Source organism: Aquabacterium sp. A7-Y (assembly GCF_026153205.1).
Classification (GTDB): Bacteria; Pseudomonadota; Gammaproteobacteria; order Burkholderiales; family Burkholderiaceae_C; genus Caldimonas.
On the sequence record NZ_JAPFBW010000032.1, the window covers coordinates 31,077 to 49,873 of the forward strand.

Consider the following 18,797-nt stretch of genomic DNA (forward strand, 5'->3'; position numbering starts at 1 on the left):
GGAAATGAGCACTGCGATGGAGCGTCAGACGCGCGCAGCGCACCGAGTTGGCGCATGCGCGTCGCCGCGCCCCGGGACATCGCGGCCGCGAGGGCTGCTGCGCGATTTAGACGCCGGCCTTGGCGAACACCACCACCGACACCCCGCGCGCAGGGCGTTCGGCGTCCGGGTTCTGGTAGGAGTGCCGTACGTTGCCTGGAAAGGCCAACACGTCGCCGGCTGCCAGCTGGAAGGCGTCACCTGCCACATGCAGCGTGATGCGGCCCTCCAGGCAGGTGAAGAACTCGCGGGTTCCGGGCAGGTGGGGCGTGCCGGCCATCACGGCGCCGGGCTGGAAGTCCATCACGCTCATCATCTCTTCGGGCACCGGCTCGGGCAGCAGGTCGCGCTCGACCACACCGCGTCCGCGTTGCCGTGAGCCGACGTCCCGCGCGAGCCAGTGCCTCACCTTGGCGCGCGGCGCGGCCAGCAGTTCATCGATCGGCACCTGCAGGGCGGAGGCCACCTTCACGAGTACCGCCAGCGAAGGGTTGGACTCGCCCGATTCGAGGTTGGCGATGGTGGAGCGCGGCAGCCCGGACAGGCCGGCCAGGCTTTCTTGCGTGAGCTGCCTGACCTGGCGCAGGCTGGCCAGGTTGCGTGCGAGGTGGGCACTCGGCGTGTCGGGCGGGGCGCGATGCGCCGGGGGCTTGTCCATCGTCTCGAACTTTTGCCAATGGCCTGGACACGGCGCTCGGTGGGCGGCACCGGCCTGCCTACGCTGAAGCCTGTTCGAACTTCTCATGGAACAGGAGCACAAGATGGACGCAGGATACAAGAGTCGCAGAGCGCCGTCGGCCGCAGCCGGCCCGCAACTCCCCCGGATCGCGATCACGGGCGGCACGTCCGGCCTGGGCCTCGCCCTGCTGCGCGAGCTCCACGGTCGCGGCGCACGGCTCGCCTTCGTGGCCCGCACGGCGGCGCGGGTGGCCGCGGTGGAGGCCGAGCTGCCCGGTGTGGCGGGCATCGTGGGGGATGTGGCGGACAAGCAGGCCATCCACCCGATCGCGCTGCAGATCCTCGGCCGGCTGGGGGGGCTGGACATGCTGGTGAACAACGCCTCCAGCCTGGGGCCCGTGCCGCTGGCACCTCTGGCCGACACGGACTGCGAAGCGCTGGAGCTCGCCCTGGCCACCAATGTGCTGGGGCCCTTCCGGCTGACCAAGGCCTGCCTCGGTGCCCTGACGGCCGCCGCCCGGGCCGGCCGGGGGCCGCTGGTGCTCAACGTCTCGAGCGACGCCGCCGTCACGCCCTACCCGGGCTGGGGCGCCTATGGCGCCAGCAAGGCGGCGCTGCGGCACTTGAGCGCCATCTGGCAGGAGGAGCTCAAGGAGGAGGGGGTGTCGCTCGTCTCGCACGACCCGGGCGACATGGACACTCCGCTGCATGCGGCGGCCCTGCCCGGGGCAGACCGCTCGCTGCTCAAGCCGCCCGGGGTCGCGGCGCGGGAGGTGGCCGACCTGCTGTGGGGACGTTGGGAGCATGCGCAGGGAGTCGCTGCATGATCGCCGCACATCTGCCCATCCAGCGCCCCGCTGACGCCCGCCTGCTGGTCATTGGATCGCGCGGAGCCGTGTGGGAACTGCCACGGCGCCGGCTGAGCGAGTTGCTGCGGCGGGGCGACCTGCTGGTGGCCAACGATGCGGCCACCTTGCCGGCCAGCTTGCAGGGACGGCATGTGGCCAGCGGTCGCGCCATCGAAGTGCGGCTGGCAGGGCGCGACAGCCTGGCTCCTGACGAGGTGCGCCGGTTCACGGCGGTCGTCTTCGGCGCCGGCGACCACCGACTGCGCACCGAGGACCGTCCCCCGCCACCCGCCTTGAGGCCGGGCGACCGCCTGCAGCTGGGGCCGCTGTCTGCGCGCGTCGCGCGCCTGCTGGCGCATCCGCGGCTGATCGACTTGCAGTTCGACGGCACGCCGGCGCAGGTGTGGGCCGGGCTCGCCCGGCATGGCAGGCCGGTGCAATACGCTCATGTGCCGGCGCCGCTGCGACTGTGGGACGTATGGACCGCCTTCGCTGCGCCCCCGGTGGCGTTCGAGGCGCCCTCGGCCGGCTTCGCGCTGGACTGGGCCACGATCGCGGGGCTGCGCAGGCGGGGCGTGGGCTTCGCCACGCTGACGCACGCCGCAGGGCTGTCGTCCACCGGCGATCCCGTGCTCGATGCCCGTCTGCCCCTGGACGAGGCCTACCACATTCCGACGGAGACGGTGCTCGCCATCGAGGCGACTCGTCGCCGCCTCGGGAGGGTGGTCGCGATCGGCACGACGGTCGTGCGGGCGCTGGAACATGCCGCCGGGGAGGATGGCCGCGTGCGGCCCGGGGCCGGCACCGCCACCCAGCGCGTGGGGCCGCACAGCCTCCTGCGTGTCGTCGATGCCTTGCTGTCCGGCACCCACGAGCCCGGCACCAGCCATTACCAGCTGCTGCAGGCTTTCACGGATCCCGCGACGTTGCAACGCGCGGACGAACTGCTGGAGCGGCGCGGCTTCAGGACGCATGAGTTCGGCGATTCCTTGCTCGTCTGGCGCCGCGCCGGGAGCCGCAGTACGGCGCGTGTGCTAAGCCGCGAGGACCTCGTTGCCCCGGTCGTCGACGCAGTGCATCCGCACCTGACCCAGGTGTAGCCGCAGGTCGGCGATGCCGCTGCCCGGTAGGGCCGCCGTCATGGCCGTGGGCATCAAGCTGCGGTGCGAGCATCGCGGGCCACTCGGCAAGGCGCTCTCCTTCGTGCCAGTCGCTCAACCACGGGTGCAGTCGCAGGCACTCAGGCAACGAGGCGCCACGCAGCCCGCGTCGCCCCAGGTAGCACATCACCGGGTCGCCGTGGCTGAGCGGTGCGGGCTGTGTCCCGATCATTGCCTTGTTCATCACAATCCCCGCTTGCGCGCAGAGCCAGACGGCGCAGCGGCCTGGGGTGGCGCCGACCGCCCAGGCGCTGAAGCGGTCGATGCGCTTGGCCGGCACAGCCAAGGCGACAGCCGGAACGTGCGCCGCAGCGCCTGCAATTCGTCAATGCGAGAAGTGGTGAAGCGCTGGCCGGTGCGCACTTCCAGGGCGCGAAGCGCCACAGCGCGCGCCAAACCGGGACCGATTGCTGTCGCGAGGACATAGGAGACCGCCCCCCCGAGCAGCGGCAGCACCAGCCACACCACCGCACCGCGGTCCCAGCCGCCAAGCTGCAGCAGCAGCGGCAGGTTGAGGCCGACAGCGGACAGGAACGCCACCGTTCCCATTCGAGGCGATGCGCCTGCAGCGGGAGCGGGACGGATATGGTGGCGCTGCAGGTCCACCAGTTCGGCCAACGCTATGGGCACCCCGTCGCGTTGTACCCTCAGTCGGCGGCGCTCTCGGGCAAACCCGATCGCAATGGACCCGATCGTCAGGGCAAGGCTGGATCCGATGGCGAGACCATGCAAGTCCGGACGATGGAGGCGCCAGGTGACGCCGGTCGCACATCCGACCAGGAAGCTGCCGAAAAAAATCAGCGCCAGCGGTATCGACCAGAACGCCTCGGTGGGCGAGTAGGTTGCACGGTACTTGAGGTACAGCCCCGCTGCCAAAAACAGCAGACCACTGGCGGGCGCCAGTGCGGTCAGAGTCCCCGAGTCGAGCACGATGGCCCACATGAGCGGCACCACCAGTGTGCCGCCCACCACCATCGCTAGCGGCAGGCTTTTGAGCGTATTCAGATCGTCAGGCGGTCTCACGGCTTAGCCCCCAGGACATTTCGTGCTTCGCGCTCGGCAAAATCGGCGCCGCCGTGCTGGTTCCATAACACCTGGACGGCAATGCCTGCGGCCAGCCCGATCAGGACCAGGGGGGCACCGACGATCGACAGCCCGGCCCACCCGGCAATCGCCACTGCGAGCGGCACACTGGCGACGCTCGCGGCCAAGCCGGCCGCGTTGCCGCTTTGGTTGCGGGCCGAGCTGATGAGGAACTTATGCGTGTCGAACGAGCGGAAGCGGCGCTGACCGGCCGCGTCAATGTCGAACTCCACACTGTTCCAGGCGTCCAGTGCCGCGGTGGGAGCGAACGTGACCAGGCCCGTGCCGACCTTGCCCGTTGCCCAGCCCATGCTGCGGGTCCACCGGGTTTCTGCGGCCACGACACCCGCACTGCGCATTTGCTGTCCCGTGGGGTTGGCCCAGCGCGTCGAATGCACCGTGCCCTTCGCGTTGGAGCGCCAGGACGCGAAGCCCGCGATCGGCGTGGCGACGGTGACGGGCAGCCCGCGAATGCGCAACCTGAGCCGCGGACGGCCTTTGCCCTGGTTGGCGTTGTACAACTCGATGAAGCTGTTGATGCGTATGGTTCGGGCGGCACCGGACGCGATCTGCTGCGCGCCGGCCGCCAAGCGCGAGGCGGTCTGTCCCTGCATGCCGAGATAGGCTGCGGTCTGCGCTGCGCCCAGGGCGTTGCCCACCACGTTGCCGGGGCCGACCGTCGCCGCTCGCGTCTCGGACCCCAGGCCGTTGCCGCCCCACTGGCCGAACAGGTAGTCGTGCAGCCACGGCGGCAGGTCATTCTCCGGCCGCGGGCCGGGTCGGGCCGGGGCAGGCCGGGACGGGGCGGTCATGCTCGGCACCGCGGCCACCGAGTCCCAGGTGCGCAGGGAGTCCAGGACACTCGGCTGCTGGGCGATCAGCCGGCGCAACAGTTCCTGGCCGACCGGCGTATCCAGGTCGAAATCACCGTTGAGGTGCTCGGTGCTCACGTCCCAGCCGTCCGCCCGGCAGACACCAACCGTGCCAGGTGGAACCGGCCGCGCCGCGACGTCGCGTCGGTGCTCCTGCACCTTGAACTTGAACTGTGCGGCTTCCTGCTGGGCCGCCCGCTGCGCGCCAGTTGTCATCGTCTTGCCTCCCTGTCGCCACGTCCGGTTGCAGCGCCACTGTAACCAGCCAAGCCGGCCCGGACAGGCCAGGTTCCCGCGAAGAATCGCAACAGCAGGAAACAGGTGCACTGGCCGGCGGGAGACGGCCCCAGGCCGCCCGTAAGATCCGGGCCGACAAACCAAGTACAGGTGACAGGGAGTTGCCATGACCGGGTTTACACCGTCCGAACGGGAATCTTTGGTCGCAGAAGCTGGCGATGCGGCGCTGCCGACCGCCAGCGCCGCCGACCTGCTGGGCACGGCCGCCACAGCCGCCGATCTGGCCGGGTTGTCCTCCTCACCCCACCTTGCACAGGCTGCACAAGCGGCGCAGCTGCTGCAGCAGGCGGGGGCCGGCCTGACGGCATTCGATGCGCCCAGTGCGCAGAGCGCCGCCGTGACACCGCCCTTCAACACAGCTGCACCCACGCCGGCTTTCGACGCTGCCGCCGCTGCACCGCCCACCTTTACCCCGGCTGGCAACACCGAGACGGTGCTGCGCGCGCCCGACCCGGCGCCGGTGACGACGTTCGCGCAGCAGATCCCCGTGTTCGACCTGCCTTCGGCCTTCACGCCACCGGACTTCCAGGACAACCGGCGCCTGTTCCAGCTGTTTACGCTGCTACCGGCCGACAAACGGCTGTTCCTCGACAGCTTGAGGGGCTACGAGGAACTGAGCGCCCCTTTTGAGTTCGACCTGCGCCTCGCCTCCCTCAATGCTTCGATCGAGTTGAAGGAACTGATCAGCAAGCCCATCGCCGTGGGCGTGCGACAGAGCGATGGGACACAGCGCTACATCCACGGCTACGCCAAGAGCTTCGCCTTCGAGATGAGCGACGCCGGCTGGGCGTACTACCGCGCCACCGTGGTGCCGTGGACCCACTTCCTGACCCTGCGACAGGACAGCCGCATATTCCAGAAGAAGCGCGTCCCGGACATCCTCGAAGAGGTGTTCAAGGAGTATGGTTCCGCCGCCGACTTCGAGCTGCGTCTGTCGCGCAGTTATGAGCCGATCGACTTCATCGTGCAGTACCAGGAAAGCGACTTCAATCTGGTCTGCCGGCTGATGGAGCGCGAGGGCATCACGTTCTACTTCGAGCACCGGCTGGACGGCCACAAGCTGATCCTGACGGACGACACCTTGATGGCGGCGCACTGCGCCCCCTTGCCCACCTACCCGAGCATCGAGTTCAACGGTGGCGATCGGGTGGCGGCCGCCGACTGCGTGAGCCAGCTCCAGGCCGTGCGCGAGCTGCAGCCCGGCAAGGTGACGCTGGACACCTATGACTACCAGTCGCCGCGCGGCATGCGGGTCGCCGAAGTGCCGACCGTTGCCAACCAAGGCGAGGCGCCGCGCTTGGAGGTGTACGACGGCACGCCCGGCTATGCCTACAAGGACCGGAGCGACGGCGAGCGCTACGCGCGGCTGCGCATGGAAGGCTTCGAGGCCCGCGCCAAGTATTTCGCCGGCAGCAGCGATTGCCCGGACTTCACACCGGGCTTCACCTTCGCGCTGACCGGGCACTTCTGGTTCGACCCGCTCAAGCCCGAGGAAGACCGGCTGCTGTTGGTGCGGGTCGAACACCAGGGGCGCAACAACATCGTCGCAGAGGACGGCGCCATCTACAGCAACCAGTTCACCTGCCAGCGCCACAAGGTCGCCTTTCGGCCAGAGGCGCGGCATAGCAAGCCCGTCATCCCCGGACTGCAAAGCGCAGTGGTCACCGGGCCGCCGGGGCAGGAAATCTGGACGAATGAGCACGGCTGCATCAAGGTCCGCTTCCACTGGGACCGCCGGGCTCGTTTCGATGACAGCAGCTCGTGCTGGATTCGCGTGGCGCAGCCCTGGGCTGGGCAAGGTTGGGGCACAGTGGCGATCCCCCGCATCGGGCAAGAGGTGGTGGTCGGCTTCATGGAGGGCGATGCGGATAGGCCCTTGGTCCTCGGGAGCCTGTACAACTCCGACATGCCGCTGCCCTACCAGCTGCCGGCCGGTGCGCACATGATGGGGTTCAAGAGCAACTCCACGCCGGGCGGCGGCGGGTTCTGCGAGATGGTCATCCACGATCAGGCCGGCAAGGAACTGATCAACATCCATTCGCAGAAGGACATGGTGACGACGGTGCAAAACAACCAGGCCACCGTCGTCAATGGGCCGCAGCAGACCACTACCGTCACCAAGGGCCTGAAGGTCACGAAGGTCCACAAGGCGATCCAGGTCGAGTCCGAGACCGAGCACATCCACGTCAAGGCCAGCACCTACATCACGCTGGAGGTCGGCAAGAGCACGATCACGATGGACAAGAACGGCAACATCCACATCAAGGGCACCGCCATCACGGTCGAAGGCGACACCATCACGTCCACCGCCACCGGCATGCACGACATCCAGGGCGCGCCAATCCACCTGAACAAGTAACACCCCGGAGGCCGGCCGCTGCACTCACGGGCCTGGCCTTCTCTTGCCCCTTTCCGCCCCCCTTTGCTTATGGACGACGTCACCTACTGGATCAACGAAGGCAGCTTCGCGTTGCCCAGCGGCTTGATCGACCGCACCACGAACATCTTTGTGCCGGCGAACACCGAGGTGCAGCCGAACCTGAACGTCAGCCGCGACAACGCCGAGGCCGACGAGGACGTCGCGGCCTACGTCAACCGCCAGCTCGCCATCATGAAGCAGAAGCTGCCGGGGTATCAGATGCGCCAGCGCAACGCTGTGCAGCTCGGGCAAGGCGACAGCGCCGTACCGGGCGAGCAGGTTGAAGCCCAGTACAAGAACGGCGGGCGACCGGTGTTCATGCGTCAAGCGGCGTTTCTGCTGCCTGCGGGCACCAAGGTGCTCGTCTTCTCGGCCAGCAGCCCCAAACCGCTGGGTGCGGCCTTCGATGCCGAATGGGCAACGCTGCTTGCCAGCTTCGTGCCGCGGGTGATCGAAGCGGCGGAGCCCGGCGGGGATAACCCAGGCCCATCGACTTAGACCCCGCTGTACCACGAGAAAACACGAATTCCAGGGAGGCACAGATGTTCGAGGCAGCGAGGCTCGGCGATCCGATCAGCCACAGCAGCGCACTGGCGGGCTTCTTGGTCGGCGCCGTCATCGGCATCGCCTTGATCGCCGCGGTGGCCTTCGCCACCTTCACCTGCGGTTTCGGTGCCGCCTTGCTGGCGGGTCTGGTCGCCGGGGTGGCGGCGACCGGCATCCTGTCACTCGGCGAGGCGATAGGCGCCATGTTCCGCTCCACCACCGGCAAGATCACGCGCGGCTCGGAAGACGTGTTCATCAACAGCCGCAATGCCGCCCACGTCCAGCGCAGCACGGTGGTGTGCAGCAAGCACTCGCCGCTGCCCCTGGTTGCCGAGGGCTCCACCAACGTCTTCATCAACAGCTTGCCCGCCGCGCGCAAGGGCGACAGCACGACCTGCGGCGGCAAGGTCGAAGCCGGCTCGCGCGACGTGTTCATCGGCGGCGGCCAGCAGCGCTACCTGGAAGTGGCCGACGAGGTGCCCAAGTGGCTGCGCACGACGGTGGACTGGGCCTTTGCGCTGGCCGGTCTGGTCGGCGGCTTGGCAGGGTTGGCAAGGAAGGCCGGCAGCACCTGCCTGCGTGCCTTCGCGCCTTGCGCCGCCAAGTTCACGGCGGGCTTCGTCGCCGGCGAGCTGTTCGGACGCTACGTGGCGGCGCCTGCGATCGGCCGCGCCTGGGGCGCCCTGGTCGGCAATCCGGTGGATGTCGTCACCGGGCGCAAGCTGCTGCTCGGGCACGAAGAGGTGGACTTCGAGCTGATCGACCGGCTGCCCATCTCGGTCAGCCGCTTCTATGCGAGCGACCTGACGCACGAGGGCATGCTGGGCCGAGGCTGGGTGACCCCTTGGGAGGTGACCCTGCGCGCCGAGGGCGAGCTGATTCTCTACACCGACGCGCAAGGCCGCGACGTGCCTTTTCAAAAGGTCGAGCCGGGCCAGCAGACCTACTCAGAAGCTGAGCAGAAGTACCTCGCGTGCAGCGCGGACGGACGCTACTTCGTTTATGACCTCACCGAGACCTACTACCAGTTCGCGTCGCTGCCCGAGCAAGGCCGGGCGCCGCTGCTGCGTATCGAGGACCAACTGGGCCAGCACATCGGGTTCGAGCGGGACGAAGCGGGTCGGCTCCTGGCGGTCGCCAGCTCCACCGGGCAGCGGGTGGCCTTGCACTACGAGCATCCGCTCGGGCGGCTCACGTCGGTGGAGCGGGTGGCCGGCGGGCCGGCGGTGACCCTGGTTCGCTACGGCTACGACGAGCAGGGGCAGCTGAACAGCGTGACCGACCGCGCCGGCCACGAGGTGCGCCGCTTCGAGTACCAAGGCGGGCTGATGGTGCGCCACGTCAACGCGCTCGGCTTCGCCTGCAGCTACCGCTGGGAGACGATAGCCGGGCAGCCGCGGGTGGTGGAGCACGAGACCAGCGAGGGCGAGCGCTACCGCTTTCGCTACGACCCGGCGAACCGGGAGAGCTGGGCCGAGGACCACCTGGGCCGGAAAGCCCACTGGCGCTACGACGAGCACCGCCAAATCACCGAGTGCACGGACTTCGACGGCAGCCAGTACCGCACGGAGTACAACGAGGCGGGCCAGCCGACGAAGGTGCACCTGCCCGGCGGGCGCACCCTGGGCTTCCGCTACGACGAGCTGGGCCGCGTCATCGAAGCGATCGACCCGCTGGACCGAGGGACGACCTACCACTACCACCGCAACAGCCTGCGGCGCAGCCTGGTGGTGCTGCCGGACGGCAGCCAGTGGAAAGCGGAGTTCGACATCCTGGGCCTGCTGCAGGCCTCGACTGACCCGCTGGGGCGCAGCGAGCGCTACGAGTACCAGGACAACGGCCTGCCGCACACCCACATCGACGCCCGTGGCGGGCAGCAGAAGATGGCGTGGAACGAGCGCGGCCAGCTGCTCGCCTACACCGACTGCTCGGGCAAGACGACCCGCTACGAGTACGACGACGAGGGCCGGCTGCACAGCGCGGTCAACGCGCTGGGCGAGACAACCCGCGTGGAACACGGCGAGCGGGGCGAAGTGGTCGCCATCCATCACCCGGACGGTCACAGCGAGCGCTTCGAGTACGACGCCGCGGGCCTGCTGCGACAGCACCTCGATGCTGCCGAGCACCGCACGGCGTGGCAGCGCAACGCCCGCGGCCAGGTCACGCTCTACACCGACGCAGCCCAGCGCAGCCTGAGCTACCGCTACGACGCGCTCGGTCGGCTGTGCCAGCTGACCAACGGCAACGGCGCGAGCTACCACTTCGAGTACGACACGGCAGACCGGCTGAGCAAGCAGGTCAGCGTGGACGGCATCGAAACGCACTACCGCTACACCGCTGCTGGCGAGGTGTGCGAAGTGCTCACGGTCGGGCGTGACGCCGAGGGGCGCCCGCAGCACCGCGAGCTGCACTACCAGCACGATGCCGTGGGTCGGGTGCTGCAAGCCATCAGCACGACCGCCGTGACGCGCTATGCCTATGACGAAGGGGACCGGCTGATCGAGGTCAGGCGCGATCCGACAACGGCCGGGGTCCAACTCGGGATCGCCCCCGACACCATCCGCTTCGAGTACGACGCCGCCGGGCAGTTGCTGGCCGAGCACGGCGCCAACGGCAGCGTCCGGTATGAACTGGACGAGCTGGGCAACCCGTTGCAGATCCAGCTGCCGCAGGGCCAGCACATCGACCTGCTGCGCTATGGCAGCGGCCACGTGCACCAGATCCGCATGGGCGAGCAGGTCATCAGCGACTTTGAGCGTGACGACCTGCACCGCGAGGTGCTGCGCACGCAGGGTCGGCTGACCAGTCGATTTGGCTACGACCCGCGGGGGCGGCTGCTGTGGCAGAAGGCGGATGCGCCGCCCGCGCCCCTGGGCGGCCCTGTTCACCGGCGGCAGGCCGTGCCAGCGCCGCAGTCGGCGACGCTGTGGCGCAACTACCGCTATGACGCCGCTGGCGAGCTGGTCGAGCAGCAAGACCCGCTGCGCGGCAGCACGAGATACCGCTACGACCCCTCGGGGCGCCTGCTCAATCGGCGCTCGGACATCGGGGCCGAGCAGTCGTTCGCGTGGGATGCCGCGGGCAACTTGCTGGAGGCCAACGCAGCCAAAAGCGCCGGCCTGGTGCAGGACAACCGGCTGCGCGTCTGGCAGGACTTGCGTTTTGACTACGACGCCTTCGGCAACCTGAGCCACAAGCGCAAGAGCACGTGGCGCGAACAGCGCTTCGAGTACGACGGCGAAGACCGGCTGATCGCGATCCATCAGCGCAACCATGACAGGCGCAGCGTGGTCCGCTTCGGGTACGACGCGCTGGGGCGGCGCACTGCCAAGGAGGAGCTGCGCGATGACGGCACCGGCCTGCCTGGGCACTGTGCCGACCGCACGACCTTCGTGTGGCAAGGCCTGCGGCTGCTGCAGGAAATCAAGCCGACGAGCGTGCGAAGCTACGTGTACGAGGAGAACGGGGGCTCAGGGTATGCGCCTGTGGCCCGAGTGGACCAGCTGCTCGATGCACGGGGCGGCGTGGGTGCTGACGTTGGACGGGTGTACTACTTCCATGCCGACCCAATTGGCACGCCCCAGGAGCTGACCGACGCCGCTGGCGAGCTGGTGTGGGCGGGACGCTACCAGGCCTGGGGCAAGATCGATGAGCAACTGCTACGCGATGGACTGGAACGCACTGACCAGCAGTTGCGCTACGCCGGACAGTACGAGGACAGCGAGAGCGGGCTTCACTACAACACCTTTCGCTATTACGACCCGGACACGGGGCGGTTCCTTTCTCAAGATCCCATCGGAATTGTCGGTGGCTCGAACCTGTATGCATACGCGCCCAATCCTTCACGGTGGGGCGACCCGATGGGTTGGTGCCCGCAGGTTTTGTTCGGCCAACGCCGAATTGCCGGCTCTTTTAGGCAAAACTCCGGGGCGCCGAGCTATATTGAAGGGCGGACCCTTGCAGATGTCGCTAGCGACTTGAAAAGCGGGGTGCTGCATCCAGATCAGCTGCCCGTAAGCTACTTCGTACATCCCAAGACTGGTCAATGGATCGCCGAGAGCAATAGAACGTTAGCGGCGTTGGCCGAAGCAGGAATGAAACCCACAGTCCTACGCGAAGTGCCTGTAACACAGGAACTCCTCAACCGTTTAGCTGAGAAGTCCCTCCGGCACAGAGGCCAGGTCTTGAGCATGCCCGGTACCTCGATCCCGGTCACGGTAGGCCCCAACAACCTAGAGATCGTCAGAATTATTTCGCTTCCATGAGCACTACTCAAACGCTACATCCCGTCGCGACGGCGTGGTCTATCGAAACTGCTGCAGACCCCGCATTCTCTTATGAGAATAGTGAAGGTGGTTTGCAAATTCGGTTTATTGTCGATCTGGGCGACGACGCGAGAAATGCCGATATCCAAGCACAGTTGCAAAAGCGGGGATGCCTAGACGAGTCGGCACTACCTGACGATATTTACAATGCGGCAGGATACCGAATTGCTAAGCTGACGTTTCGCAGATTCAGGGAGATGTCGTTCTTCCCGAAAGAGGATCTACACAACCTAGTGCTGAAGGACAGCTCGGGAGACGCCTCCCTGCCTCCTGCCGTTTATGAGGCAGCACCTTCAGAAGCAGGTTGGAGAAAATTCTATTTCGTGGGCCACGACTTGGCGGTCTGTGTTATTACTGCAGATCTTTGGCAAGAGGATCTAATCGAACTTTGCGAGTAGGCTCGAATAGCCGAGCTTTCCTAACGACCTTGGTGTCGCAGACTATCCATGCTGCGCCCTGAACATAAAAGCTGTTTCAACAGTAGGGCGTGAAACGGACCCCCGAATTTCGGAGGGGCGTATGAAAGCCCGACGCGACGTCTTGGCCTGCCCGACAGCGATCGGCATGGGCCGGCTTGCTGCTGCGCGCGAGCCTGCGCGGGCGATTGGGGACGCTGCACAACCGCCCGTCGGCCGGAGATGCACCCTGCGGCAGAGCAGGTGCCGCCTGGTCACGCCAAATCGTGACATGCACTCGAAAGCTATCGCTTGTGGTGCATATGACGCATCAGCACGGTGTGGCCGACTGCGCCGCGTCGGGGGTAGTGAGGAAGCCGAGCCACAACGGGAAACGGCCCTCGGGGGGCCGTTGATCAAGCGTTTTCGTTTTGATGGGTGCAACGGGAAACCCGTCTGAAACCCGCATCAACACTAGCATTCTGGCGGAGAGAGCGGGATTCGAACCCGCGGTGGGCTATTAACCCACACACGCTTTCCAGGCGTGCGACTTAAACCACTCATCCATCTCTCCAGAATCCTTCCAGTTGCCTGGGCCGGCTCTGGCGCCGGTTGCGGCCACCCAAGGAGGTGTACCGCGAAGCCGGCTATTGTAGCAAGAGTTTCCGCGGTTTTTGAAGGGCTCTTGCGCCAGGCGTGCAAAAGAAGGCGCGGCGCACGGCGGCTGCGGCGCCCTCAGCGCACCCCTGTCGGCGGCGGCGTCTTCTTCAGCAAGGTCATCGCGGTGCCGATCAGCGCCGAGACCTCGCTCATGTTGCCCGGCACGATCATCGTGTTGGTCTTCTGCGCCAGCTCGGCATAGGCCTCGACCGCCTTTTCTGCGACCTTCAGATTGACGGCCTCCGCGCCGCCCGGTTCCCGGATGGCGGCGGCGATGCGGCTGATGGCTTCGGCCGAGGCGGCAGCCACCGCCGTGATTGCCGCGGCCTCGCCCTGGGCCCGATTGATCGCGGCCTGCTTCTCGCCTTCGGACTTGGCGATGAAGGCCTCGCGCTCGCCGGTCGCGATGTTGATCTGCTCCTGCTTGCGGCCCTCGGAGGCGGCGATCAGGGCCCGCTTCTCGCGCTCCGCGGTGATCTGCTGCTGCATCGAACGCAGGATCTCGGTGGGCGGGGTCAGGTCCTTGATCTCGTAGCGCAGCACCTTCACGCCCCAGTTGAGCGCTGCCTCGTCGAGAGCGTTGACGACCGCCGCATTGATCGCGTCGCGCTCCTCGAAGGTCTTGTCGAGCTCCATCTTGCCGATCACGGAGCGCAGCGTGGTCTGCGCCAGCTGGGTGATGGCGACGATGTAGTTGGACGAGCCGTAGCTGGCGCGCATCGCGTCGGTCACCTGGAAGTACAGGATGCCGTCCACCGTCAGCTGGGTGTTGTCTCGCGTGATGCAGACCTGGCTGGGAACGTCCAGCGGGATCTCCTTCAGCGAGTGCTTGTAGGCCACCCGGTCGACGAAGGGCACCAGGATGTTCAGGCCCGGCGTCAGCGTGCCGTGATAGCGGCCGAGCCGCTCGACCACCCAGGCGTGCTGCTGGGGCACCACCTTCAGCGAGCGAACCACGAAGATGGCCGCGATGACGACCAGCACGACGGCGATGTATTCCATGGCAGATGTCCCGTTCAGATTGGAGCAATATCGTCGGCGCGCTCGACCACCAGCGCGTTGGCCTCGATGGCACGGATCACGAACTCGCCGGGCAGCGGATCGCCGGCGCCGGTGTAGTGCACCGACCAGGCGGCGCCCCGGTAAGTCACGCGCGCGCTGCGGCCGTTCCAGGCCGGCACGGCGAGGCGCTGCCCGATGTCGATGTTGAGGTCGGGATTGGCTTGCGGCGCAGCGGCTGCGACCGGCCCCGGGCGCAGCCACCGGCAGGCGGCCACCGCACCGGCGCCGACCAGCGCGGCCACCACCAACTGGGGCGCGACGGCGAACCCGGCATGCGCCGCGAGGGCCCCGGCTGCGAGGCCCAGCGCCAGCATCAGCAGATAAAACGTGCCGGTGGCGAGTTCCAGCGCCACGGCGACTCCCGCGGCGACCCACCACCAGGTCGAAGCACCCAGTTCCATTTCTCCGCTCCTCGTTTGCGCTGCAGTGTACGACGCGCCCCGCCGCGCCAGAGCCGGCGCGGATAGTGGTTTCCCGCGGTGCGCATGTTGTTTGCTGCGAACAGGCATCACGCGGGGGCGATGGAAGCTCTACACTTCGCGCTTCGTTTTTTGACCCCCGCCGCCAGGAGGCCGCCCCATGATGCGTTTTCGCTTCCCCATCGTGATCATCGACGAAGATTTCCGCTCGGAAAACGCGTCGGGCCTCGGCATACGGGCCCTGGCCGGGGCGATCGAGAAGGAAGGCTTCGAGGTGCTGGGCGTGACGAGCTACGGCGACCTGTCGCAGTTCGCCCAGCAGCAGAGCCGCGCCAGCGCCTTCATCCTGTCCATCGACGACGAGGAGTTCGGCGCCGGCTCGCTGGAGGAAACCGACGTCGCACTGAAGAACCTGCGGGCTTTCGTCGGCGAGATCCGCTTCAAGAACGCCGAGATCCCGATCTACCTCTACGGCGAGACCCGGACCTCCCAGCACATCCCCAACGACGTGCTGAAAGAGCTGCACGGCTTCATTCACATGTTCGAGGACACGCCGGAGTTCGTGGCCCGCCACATCATCCGCGAGGCACGCAGCTACCTCTCCTCGCTGGCACCGCCGTTTTTCCAGGCGCTGGTGGACTACGCGCAGGACGGCTCCTACTCCTGGCACTGCCCGGGGCACTCAGGCGGCGTGGCTTTCCTGAAGAGCCCGATCGGCCAGATGTTCCACCAGTTTTTCGGCGAGAACATGCTGCGCGCCGACGTCTGCAACGCGGTGGAGGAGCTCGGCCAGCTGCTCGACCACACCGGCCCGGTGGCGGCGTCGGAGCGCAATGCGGCGCGCATCTTCAACGCCGACCACTGCTTTTTCGTCACCAACGGCACCTCGACCTCCAACAAGATGGTCTGGCACCACACGGTGGCGCCGGGCGACGTGGTGGTGGTGGACCGCAACTGCCACAAGTCCAACCTGCACGCGATCATCATGGCGGGCGCCGTGCCGGTGTTCCTGACGCCGACGCGCAACCACTACGGCATCATCGGCCCGATCCCGCAGAGCGAGTTCAGCCGCGAATCGATCGAGCGCAAGATCGCCGCCAACCCGCTGCTGGCGGGGGTGGACCCGAAGTCGGTCAAGCCGCGCATCCTGACCTTGACGCAGAGCACCTATGACGGCGTGCTCTACAACACCGAGACCATCAAGTCGATGACAGACGGCTACATCGACACCCTGCATTTCGATGAAGCCTGGCTGCCGCACGCGGCCTTCCACGACTTCTACAGCGGCATGCACGCGATGGGCAAGGACCGCGCGCGCACCCAGCATTCGCTGGTGTTCTCGACCCAGTCCACCCACAAGATGCTGGCCGGCCTGAGCCAGGCCTCGCAGATCCTGGTGCAGGATTCGGTCAAGCGCAAGCTGGACCGCCACCTCTTCAACGAGGCCTACCTGATGCACACCTCGACCTCGCCGCAGTACGCGATCATCGCGTCCTGCGACGTGGCGGCGGCGATGATGGAGCCTCCGGGCGGCACCGCGCTGGTGGAGGAGAGCATCCGCGAGGCGCTCGACTTCCGCCGCGCGATGCGCAAGGTGGAGCAGGAGTTCGGCGCCGACTGGTGGTTCAAGGTCTGGGGGCCGGACAAGCTGGCCGCCTCGGGCATCGGCGAGCGTGAGGACTGGATCATCAAGGGCGACGAGGACTGGCACGGCTTCGGCCGCCTGGCCGAGGGCTTCAACATGCTGGACCCGATCAAGTCCACCGTGGTGACGCCGGGCCTGGACCTCAACGGCAGCTTCGCGGCCACCGGCATCCCGGCCAGCATCGTCACCAAGTACCTGGCCGAGCACGGCGTGATCGTCGAGAAGACCGGGCTCTACTCCTTCTTCATCATGTTCACCATCGGCATCACCAAGGGCCGCTGGAACACCTTGCTGACCGCGCTGCAGCAGTTCAAGGACGACTACGACAAGAACCAGCCGATGTGGCGCATCCTGCCGGAGTTCTGCTCGCACCACCCGCGCTACGAGCGCGTCGGCCTGCGCGACCTCTGCCAGAGCATCCACGAGATGTACGCCAAGGGCGACATCGCGCGGCTGACCACCGAGATGTACCTGTCGGACCTGCACCCGGCGATGAAGCCGAGCGACGCCTACGCGCGCATCGCCCATCGCGAGACCGAGCGGGTCGAGATCGACCTGCTGGAAGGCCGCATCACCACCTCGCTGCTGACGCCTTACCCGCCGGGCATCCCGCTGCTGATCCCGGGCGAGCGTTTCAACAAGAAGATCGTCGACTATCTGCGTTTCGCGCGCGAGTTCAACCGCAAATTCCCCGGCTTCGACACCGACGTGCACGGACTGGTGGAGCAGGTCGACGAGAACGGCGAAGGCGTCTACTACGTCGACTGCGTGAGGCAGGACTGATCAAGCAGGCCTGACAGGCAGGTGGCCCGGATACAACGTCTGCCGCGGTGTTCCGGGGCCAGCCCCCGGCCTCTTGCGAGCTTGTCCCGACCCGCTCAACGAGGTGGGTGAGGCCTGACTCTGCAGCCACGCCGAGGCGCCGCCGAGGTGTGCTGCAGCGTCCCGGCGCGCCGCCTCGGGCTACCCCAACTCGCCCCTGCCGGACACCCCCCGAAAGAGGGGTGCTTGGGTGTGCGACGCATTGTGTTACAAATGCGGGCGCGAGGTCATCGGCCTCCGGGCGCGGCGCCACCGGCCCGCCAGACAACAACGCAGTTTTCGAGGGTCTTCCATGTTTTTTCCGCGCTTGTGGGCGCCCTGTGTCGCGCTGGCCGTTCTGTCCGGCTGCGCGACCTACATCGCTCCGCCGTATTCCGCCAATTACAGCGCCTTGGACGCCCTGAAGCAGGCGCCGATCGAGCGGCTCAGCGTCGGCCCACTACAGCCCCGCGATCCCGCCGCACCGGTGAACCGGCTCAGCTTGCGCGGCGCCAACCTCGTGGCGGGCCAAGGCAGCTTCGCTCAGTATCTGGAAGCGGCGCTGATCCAGGATCTGCGCGAGATCTCGGTCTATGACCCGGCGGCCCAGACCCGCATCGACGGCACCATCCTCCAGAACGAAATCAATGTGGCTGACTTCAGCACCGGAACCGGGCTGATGGAAGTCGAGTTGCGCGTGACACGCGCCGGGCAGACGCGGCTGAAGAAGGTGTACCGCACCGAGACGCGCTTCGAGTCGTCGTTCGCGGGCGCTGTCGCGATTCCCAAGGGCCAGTCCGAGTACGGCTATCTGGTCCGCACCCTGCTCGGCACCGTCTACGCCGACCCCGAATTCATCAACGCCATCAAGAAGTAAGGCTGCACCATGCTGTTCAACTCCATCCGCCTCGGCCTCGCTGCCGGTGTCGTCGCACTGCTGACCGCTTGCGCGCACCCGATCAACCTCGAACCTACCCAGCTGCCGGAGCGCAAGGACTCGTCCCTGGTGGCGAAGAAGGTGGCCTATGTGATGACCGATGCCGACCGCGCCAAGGAGGTCACGACGCCCGGCGGCGGCGGCGACAAGGTCAGGTACTTTCCCTATCGCGACCTTGAGAAGGCCATTCGTGCGGCACTGCGCTCGGTCTACCAGGACGTGACGGTGCTGGCGTCGGCCACCGATGCGGAGGCCATTCGCGCCAGCGGTGCCGCCTACATCTTCAAGCCGGAAATCGTCACCAACTCCAGCTCGCCCTCGCCGTTCACCTGGCCGCCGACCAAGTTCACCGCCGAGGTGTCGTGCAGCGTGACCGACGCGGCCGGCGCGCCCATCACCAGCGTGAAGGTCGCCGGGGGGGGGCCGCCGAGTTCGACGAGTTCAAGAGCGACTTCTCGTTGTCGGCCCGCCGTGCCGCGGCCGACATGGCGACCAAGCTGGCGCAGGAAGTGCGCAAGAACGACAAGCTGCGCTGATAGCGCCAATGAACCGCGCAGCCGCGAGGCTGCGCCTGGCCGCCGGCACGTGCTCGTTGCCGGCGGTTTTTTTTC

General features: G+C 67.1%; 14 protein-coding genes and 1 tRNA gene. 9 read left to right on the top strand and 6 right to left on the bottom strand.

The genetic code is table 11. The annotated features are described in order from the left end of the window. Nucleotides 1-106 precede the first annotated feature (106 nt). Nucleotides 107-697 (bottom strand): helix-turn-helix domain-containing protein, encoded by a 591-nt coding sequence (locus tag OOT46_RS24145; RefSeq protein WP_265406186.1) that lies wholly within the window; start codon nt 695-697, stop codon nt 107-109. Between the two features lie 103 nt (nt 698-800). Between OOT46_RS24145 and OOT46_RS24150 the strand changes: the two genes are divergently transcribed. Then, on the top strand, nt 801-1,544 hold the full coding sequence (locus OOT46_RS24150) for an SDR family NAD(P)-dependent oxidoreductase (protein WP_265406187.1): 744 nt from the start codon (nt 801-803) through the stop codon (nt 1,542-1,544). After that, on the top strand, nt 1,541-2,665 hold the full coding sequence (locus OOT46_RS24155) for an S-adenosylmethionine:tRNA ribosyltransferase-isomerase (RefSeq protein ID WP_265406188.1): 1,125 nt from the start codon (nt 1,541-1,543) through the stop codon (nt 2,663-2,665). The genes OOT46_RS24150 and OOT46_RS24155 overlap by 4 nt, the downstream gene beginning before the upstream one ends. Before the next feature lie 243 nt (nt 2,666-2,908). On the opposite strand, the gene OOT46_RS24160 is transcribed toward OOT46_RS24155, so the two are convergent. Further along, on the bottom strand, nt 2,909-3,748 hold the full coding sequence (locus OOT46_RS24160; RefSeq protein ID WP_265406189.1) for a hypothetical protein: 840 nt from the start codon (nt 3,746-3,748) through the stop codon (nt 2,909-2,911). Next, nucleotides 3,745-4,896, bottom strand: a complete 1,152-nt coding sequence (locus tag OOT46_RS24165; protein WP_265406190.1) for a hypothetical protein — start codon at nt 4,894-4,896, stop codon at nt 3,745-3,747. Before OOT46_RS24165 ends, OOT46_RS24160 begins: the two co-directional genes overlap by 4 nt. Nucleotides 4,897-5,116: 220 nt before the next feature. Between OOT46_RS24165 and OOT46_RS24170 the strand changes: the two genes are divergently transcribed. The 4 genes from OOT46_RS24170 to OOT46_RS24185 all read left to right on the top strand — a co-directional run bounded on the left by OOT46_RS24170 (nt 5,117) and on the right by OOT46_RS24185 (nt 12,665). Continuing rightward, nucleotides 5,117-7,336, top strand: coding sequence for a type VI secretion system Vgr family protein (locus OOT46_RS24170; protein WP_265406191.1), 2,220 nt, complete (start codon nt 5,117-5,119; stop codon nt 7,334-7,336). A 69-nt stretch (nt 7,337-7,405) separates the two neighbouring features. After that, nucleotides 7,406-7,894 (top strand): DUF1795 domain-containing protein, encoded by a 489-nt coding sequence (locus tag OOT46_RS24175; RefSeq protein ID WP_265406192.1) that lies wholly within the window; start codon nt 7,406-7,408, stop codon nt 7,892-7,894. Between the two features lie 44 nt (nt 7,895-7,938). Continuing rightward, nucleotides 7,939-12,207, top strand: a complete 4,269-nt coding sequence (locus tag OOT46_RS24180; protein ID WP_265406193.1) for an RHS repeat-associated core domain-containing protein — start codon at nt 7,939-7,941, stop codon at nt 12,205-12,207. Then, nucleotides 12,204-12,665 (top strand): hypothetical protein, encoded by a 462-nt coding sequence (locus tag OOT46_RS24185; protein ID WP_265406194.1) that lies wholly within the window; start codon nt 12,204-12,206, stop codon nt 12,663-12,665. Before OOT46_RS24180 ends, OOT46_RS24185 begins: the two co-directional genes overlap by 4 nt. A gap of 480 nt (nt 12,666-13,145) precedes the next feature. On the opposite strand, the gene OOT46_RS24190 is transcribed toward OOT46_RS24185, so the two are convergent. The 3 genes from OOT46_RS24190 to OOT46_RS24200 form a co-directional block, all read right to left on the bottom strand. After that, nucleotides 13,146-13,236, bottom strand: a tRNA-Ser gene (locus tag OOT46_RS24190). Nucleotides 13,237-13,397: 161 nt separating this feature from the next. Then, nucleotides 13,398-14,324: an SPFH domain-containing protein gene (locus OOT46_RS24195; RefSeq protein WP_265406195.1), complete on the bottom strand. Its 927-nt coding sequence runs from the start codon at nt 14,322-14,324 to the stop codon at nt 13,398-13,400. 14 nt (nt 14,325-14,338) lie between these two features. Further along, a complete protein-coding gene (locus OOT46_RS24200; RefSeq protein ID WP_265406196.1) occupies nt 14,339-14,785 on the bottom strand; it encodes an NfeD family protein in 447 nt (148 codons plus the stop codon). 178 nt (nt 14,786-14,963) lie between these two features. Here OOT46_RS24200 and OOT46_RS24205 point away from each other — a divergent pair, with 178 nt between their 5' ends. The 3 genes from OOT46_RS24205 to OOT46_RS24215 all read left to right on the top strand — a co-directional run bounded on the left by OOT46_RS24205 (nt 14,964) and on the right by OOT46_RS24215 (nt 18,722). Beyond that, nucleotides 14,964-17,231, top strand: a complete 2,268-nt coding sequence (locus OOT46_RS24205; protein WP_265406197.1) for an arginine/lysine/ornithine decarboxylase — start codon at nt 14,964-14,966, stop codon at nt 17,229-17,231. Between the two features lie 430 nt (nt 17,232-17,661). Then, nucleotides 17,662-18,126, top strand: a complete 465-nt coding sequence (locus OOT46_RS24210) for a hypothetical protein (RefSeq protein WP_265406198.1) — start codon at nt 17,662-17,664, stop codon at nt 18,124-18,126. A gap of 422 nt (nt 18,127-18,548) precedes the next feature. After that, entirely contained in the window at nt 18,549-18,722 is a 174-nt protein-coding gene (locus tag OOT46_RS24215) for a hypothetical protein (protein WP_265406199.1), read from the top strand. Nucleotides 18,723-18,797: the final 75 nt, after the last annotated feature.

Coding starts and splice junctions, on each gene's coding strand:
- OOT46_RS24175 (WP_265406192.1), top strand. CDS start 7,406: ATGGACGACGTCACCTACTGGATCAACGAAGGCAGCTTCGCGTTGCCC.
- OOT46_RS24200 (WP_265406196.1), bottom strand. CDS start 14,785: ATGGAACTGGGTGCTTCGACCTGGTGGTGGGTCGCCGCGGGAGTCGCC.
- OOT46_RS24195 (WP_265406195.1), bottom strand. CDS start 14,324: ATGGAATACATCGCCGTCGTGCTGGTCGTCATCGCGGCCATCTTCGTG.
- OOT46_RS24145 (WP_265406186.1), bottom strand. CDS start 697: ATGGACAAGCCCCCGGCGCATCGCGCCCCGCCCGACACGCCGAGTGCC.
- OOT46_RS24150 (WP_265406187.1), top strand. CDS start 801: ATGGACGCAGGATACAAGAGTCGCAGAGCGCCGTCGGCCGCAGCCGGC.
- OOT46_RS24155 (WP_265406188.1), top strand. CDS start 1,541: ATGATCGCCGCACATCTGCCCATCCAGCGCCCCGCTGACGCCCGCCTG.
- OOT46_RS24180 (WP_265406193.1), top strand. CDS start 7,939: ATGTTCGAGGCAGCGAGGCTCGGCGATCCGATCAGCCACAGCAGCGCA.
- OOT46_RS24185 (WP_265406194.1), top strand. CDS start 12,204: ATGAGCACTACTCAAACGCTACATCCCGTCGCGACGGCGTGGTCTATC.
- OOT46_RS24205 (WP_265406197.1), top strand. CDS start 14,964: ATGATGCGTTTTCGCTTCCCCATCGTGATCATCGACGAAGATTTCCGC.
- OOT46_RS24165 (WP_265406190.1), bottom strand. CDS start 4,896: ATGACAACTGGCGCGCAGCGGGCGGCCCAGCAGGAAGCCGCACAGTTC.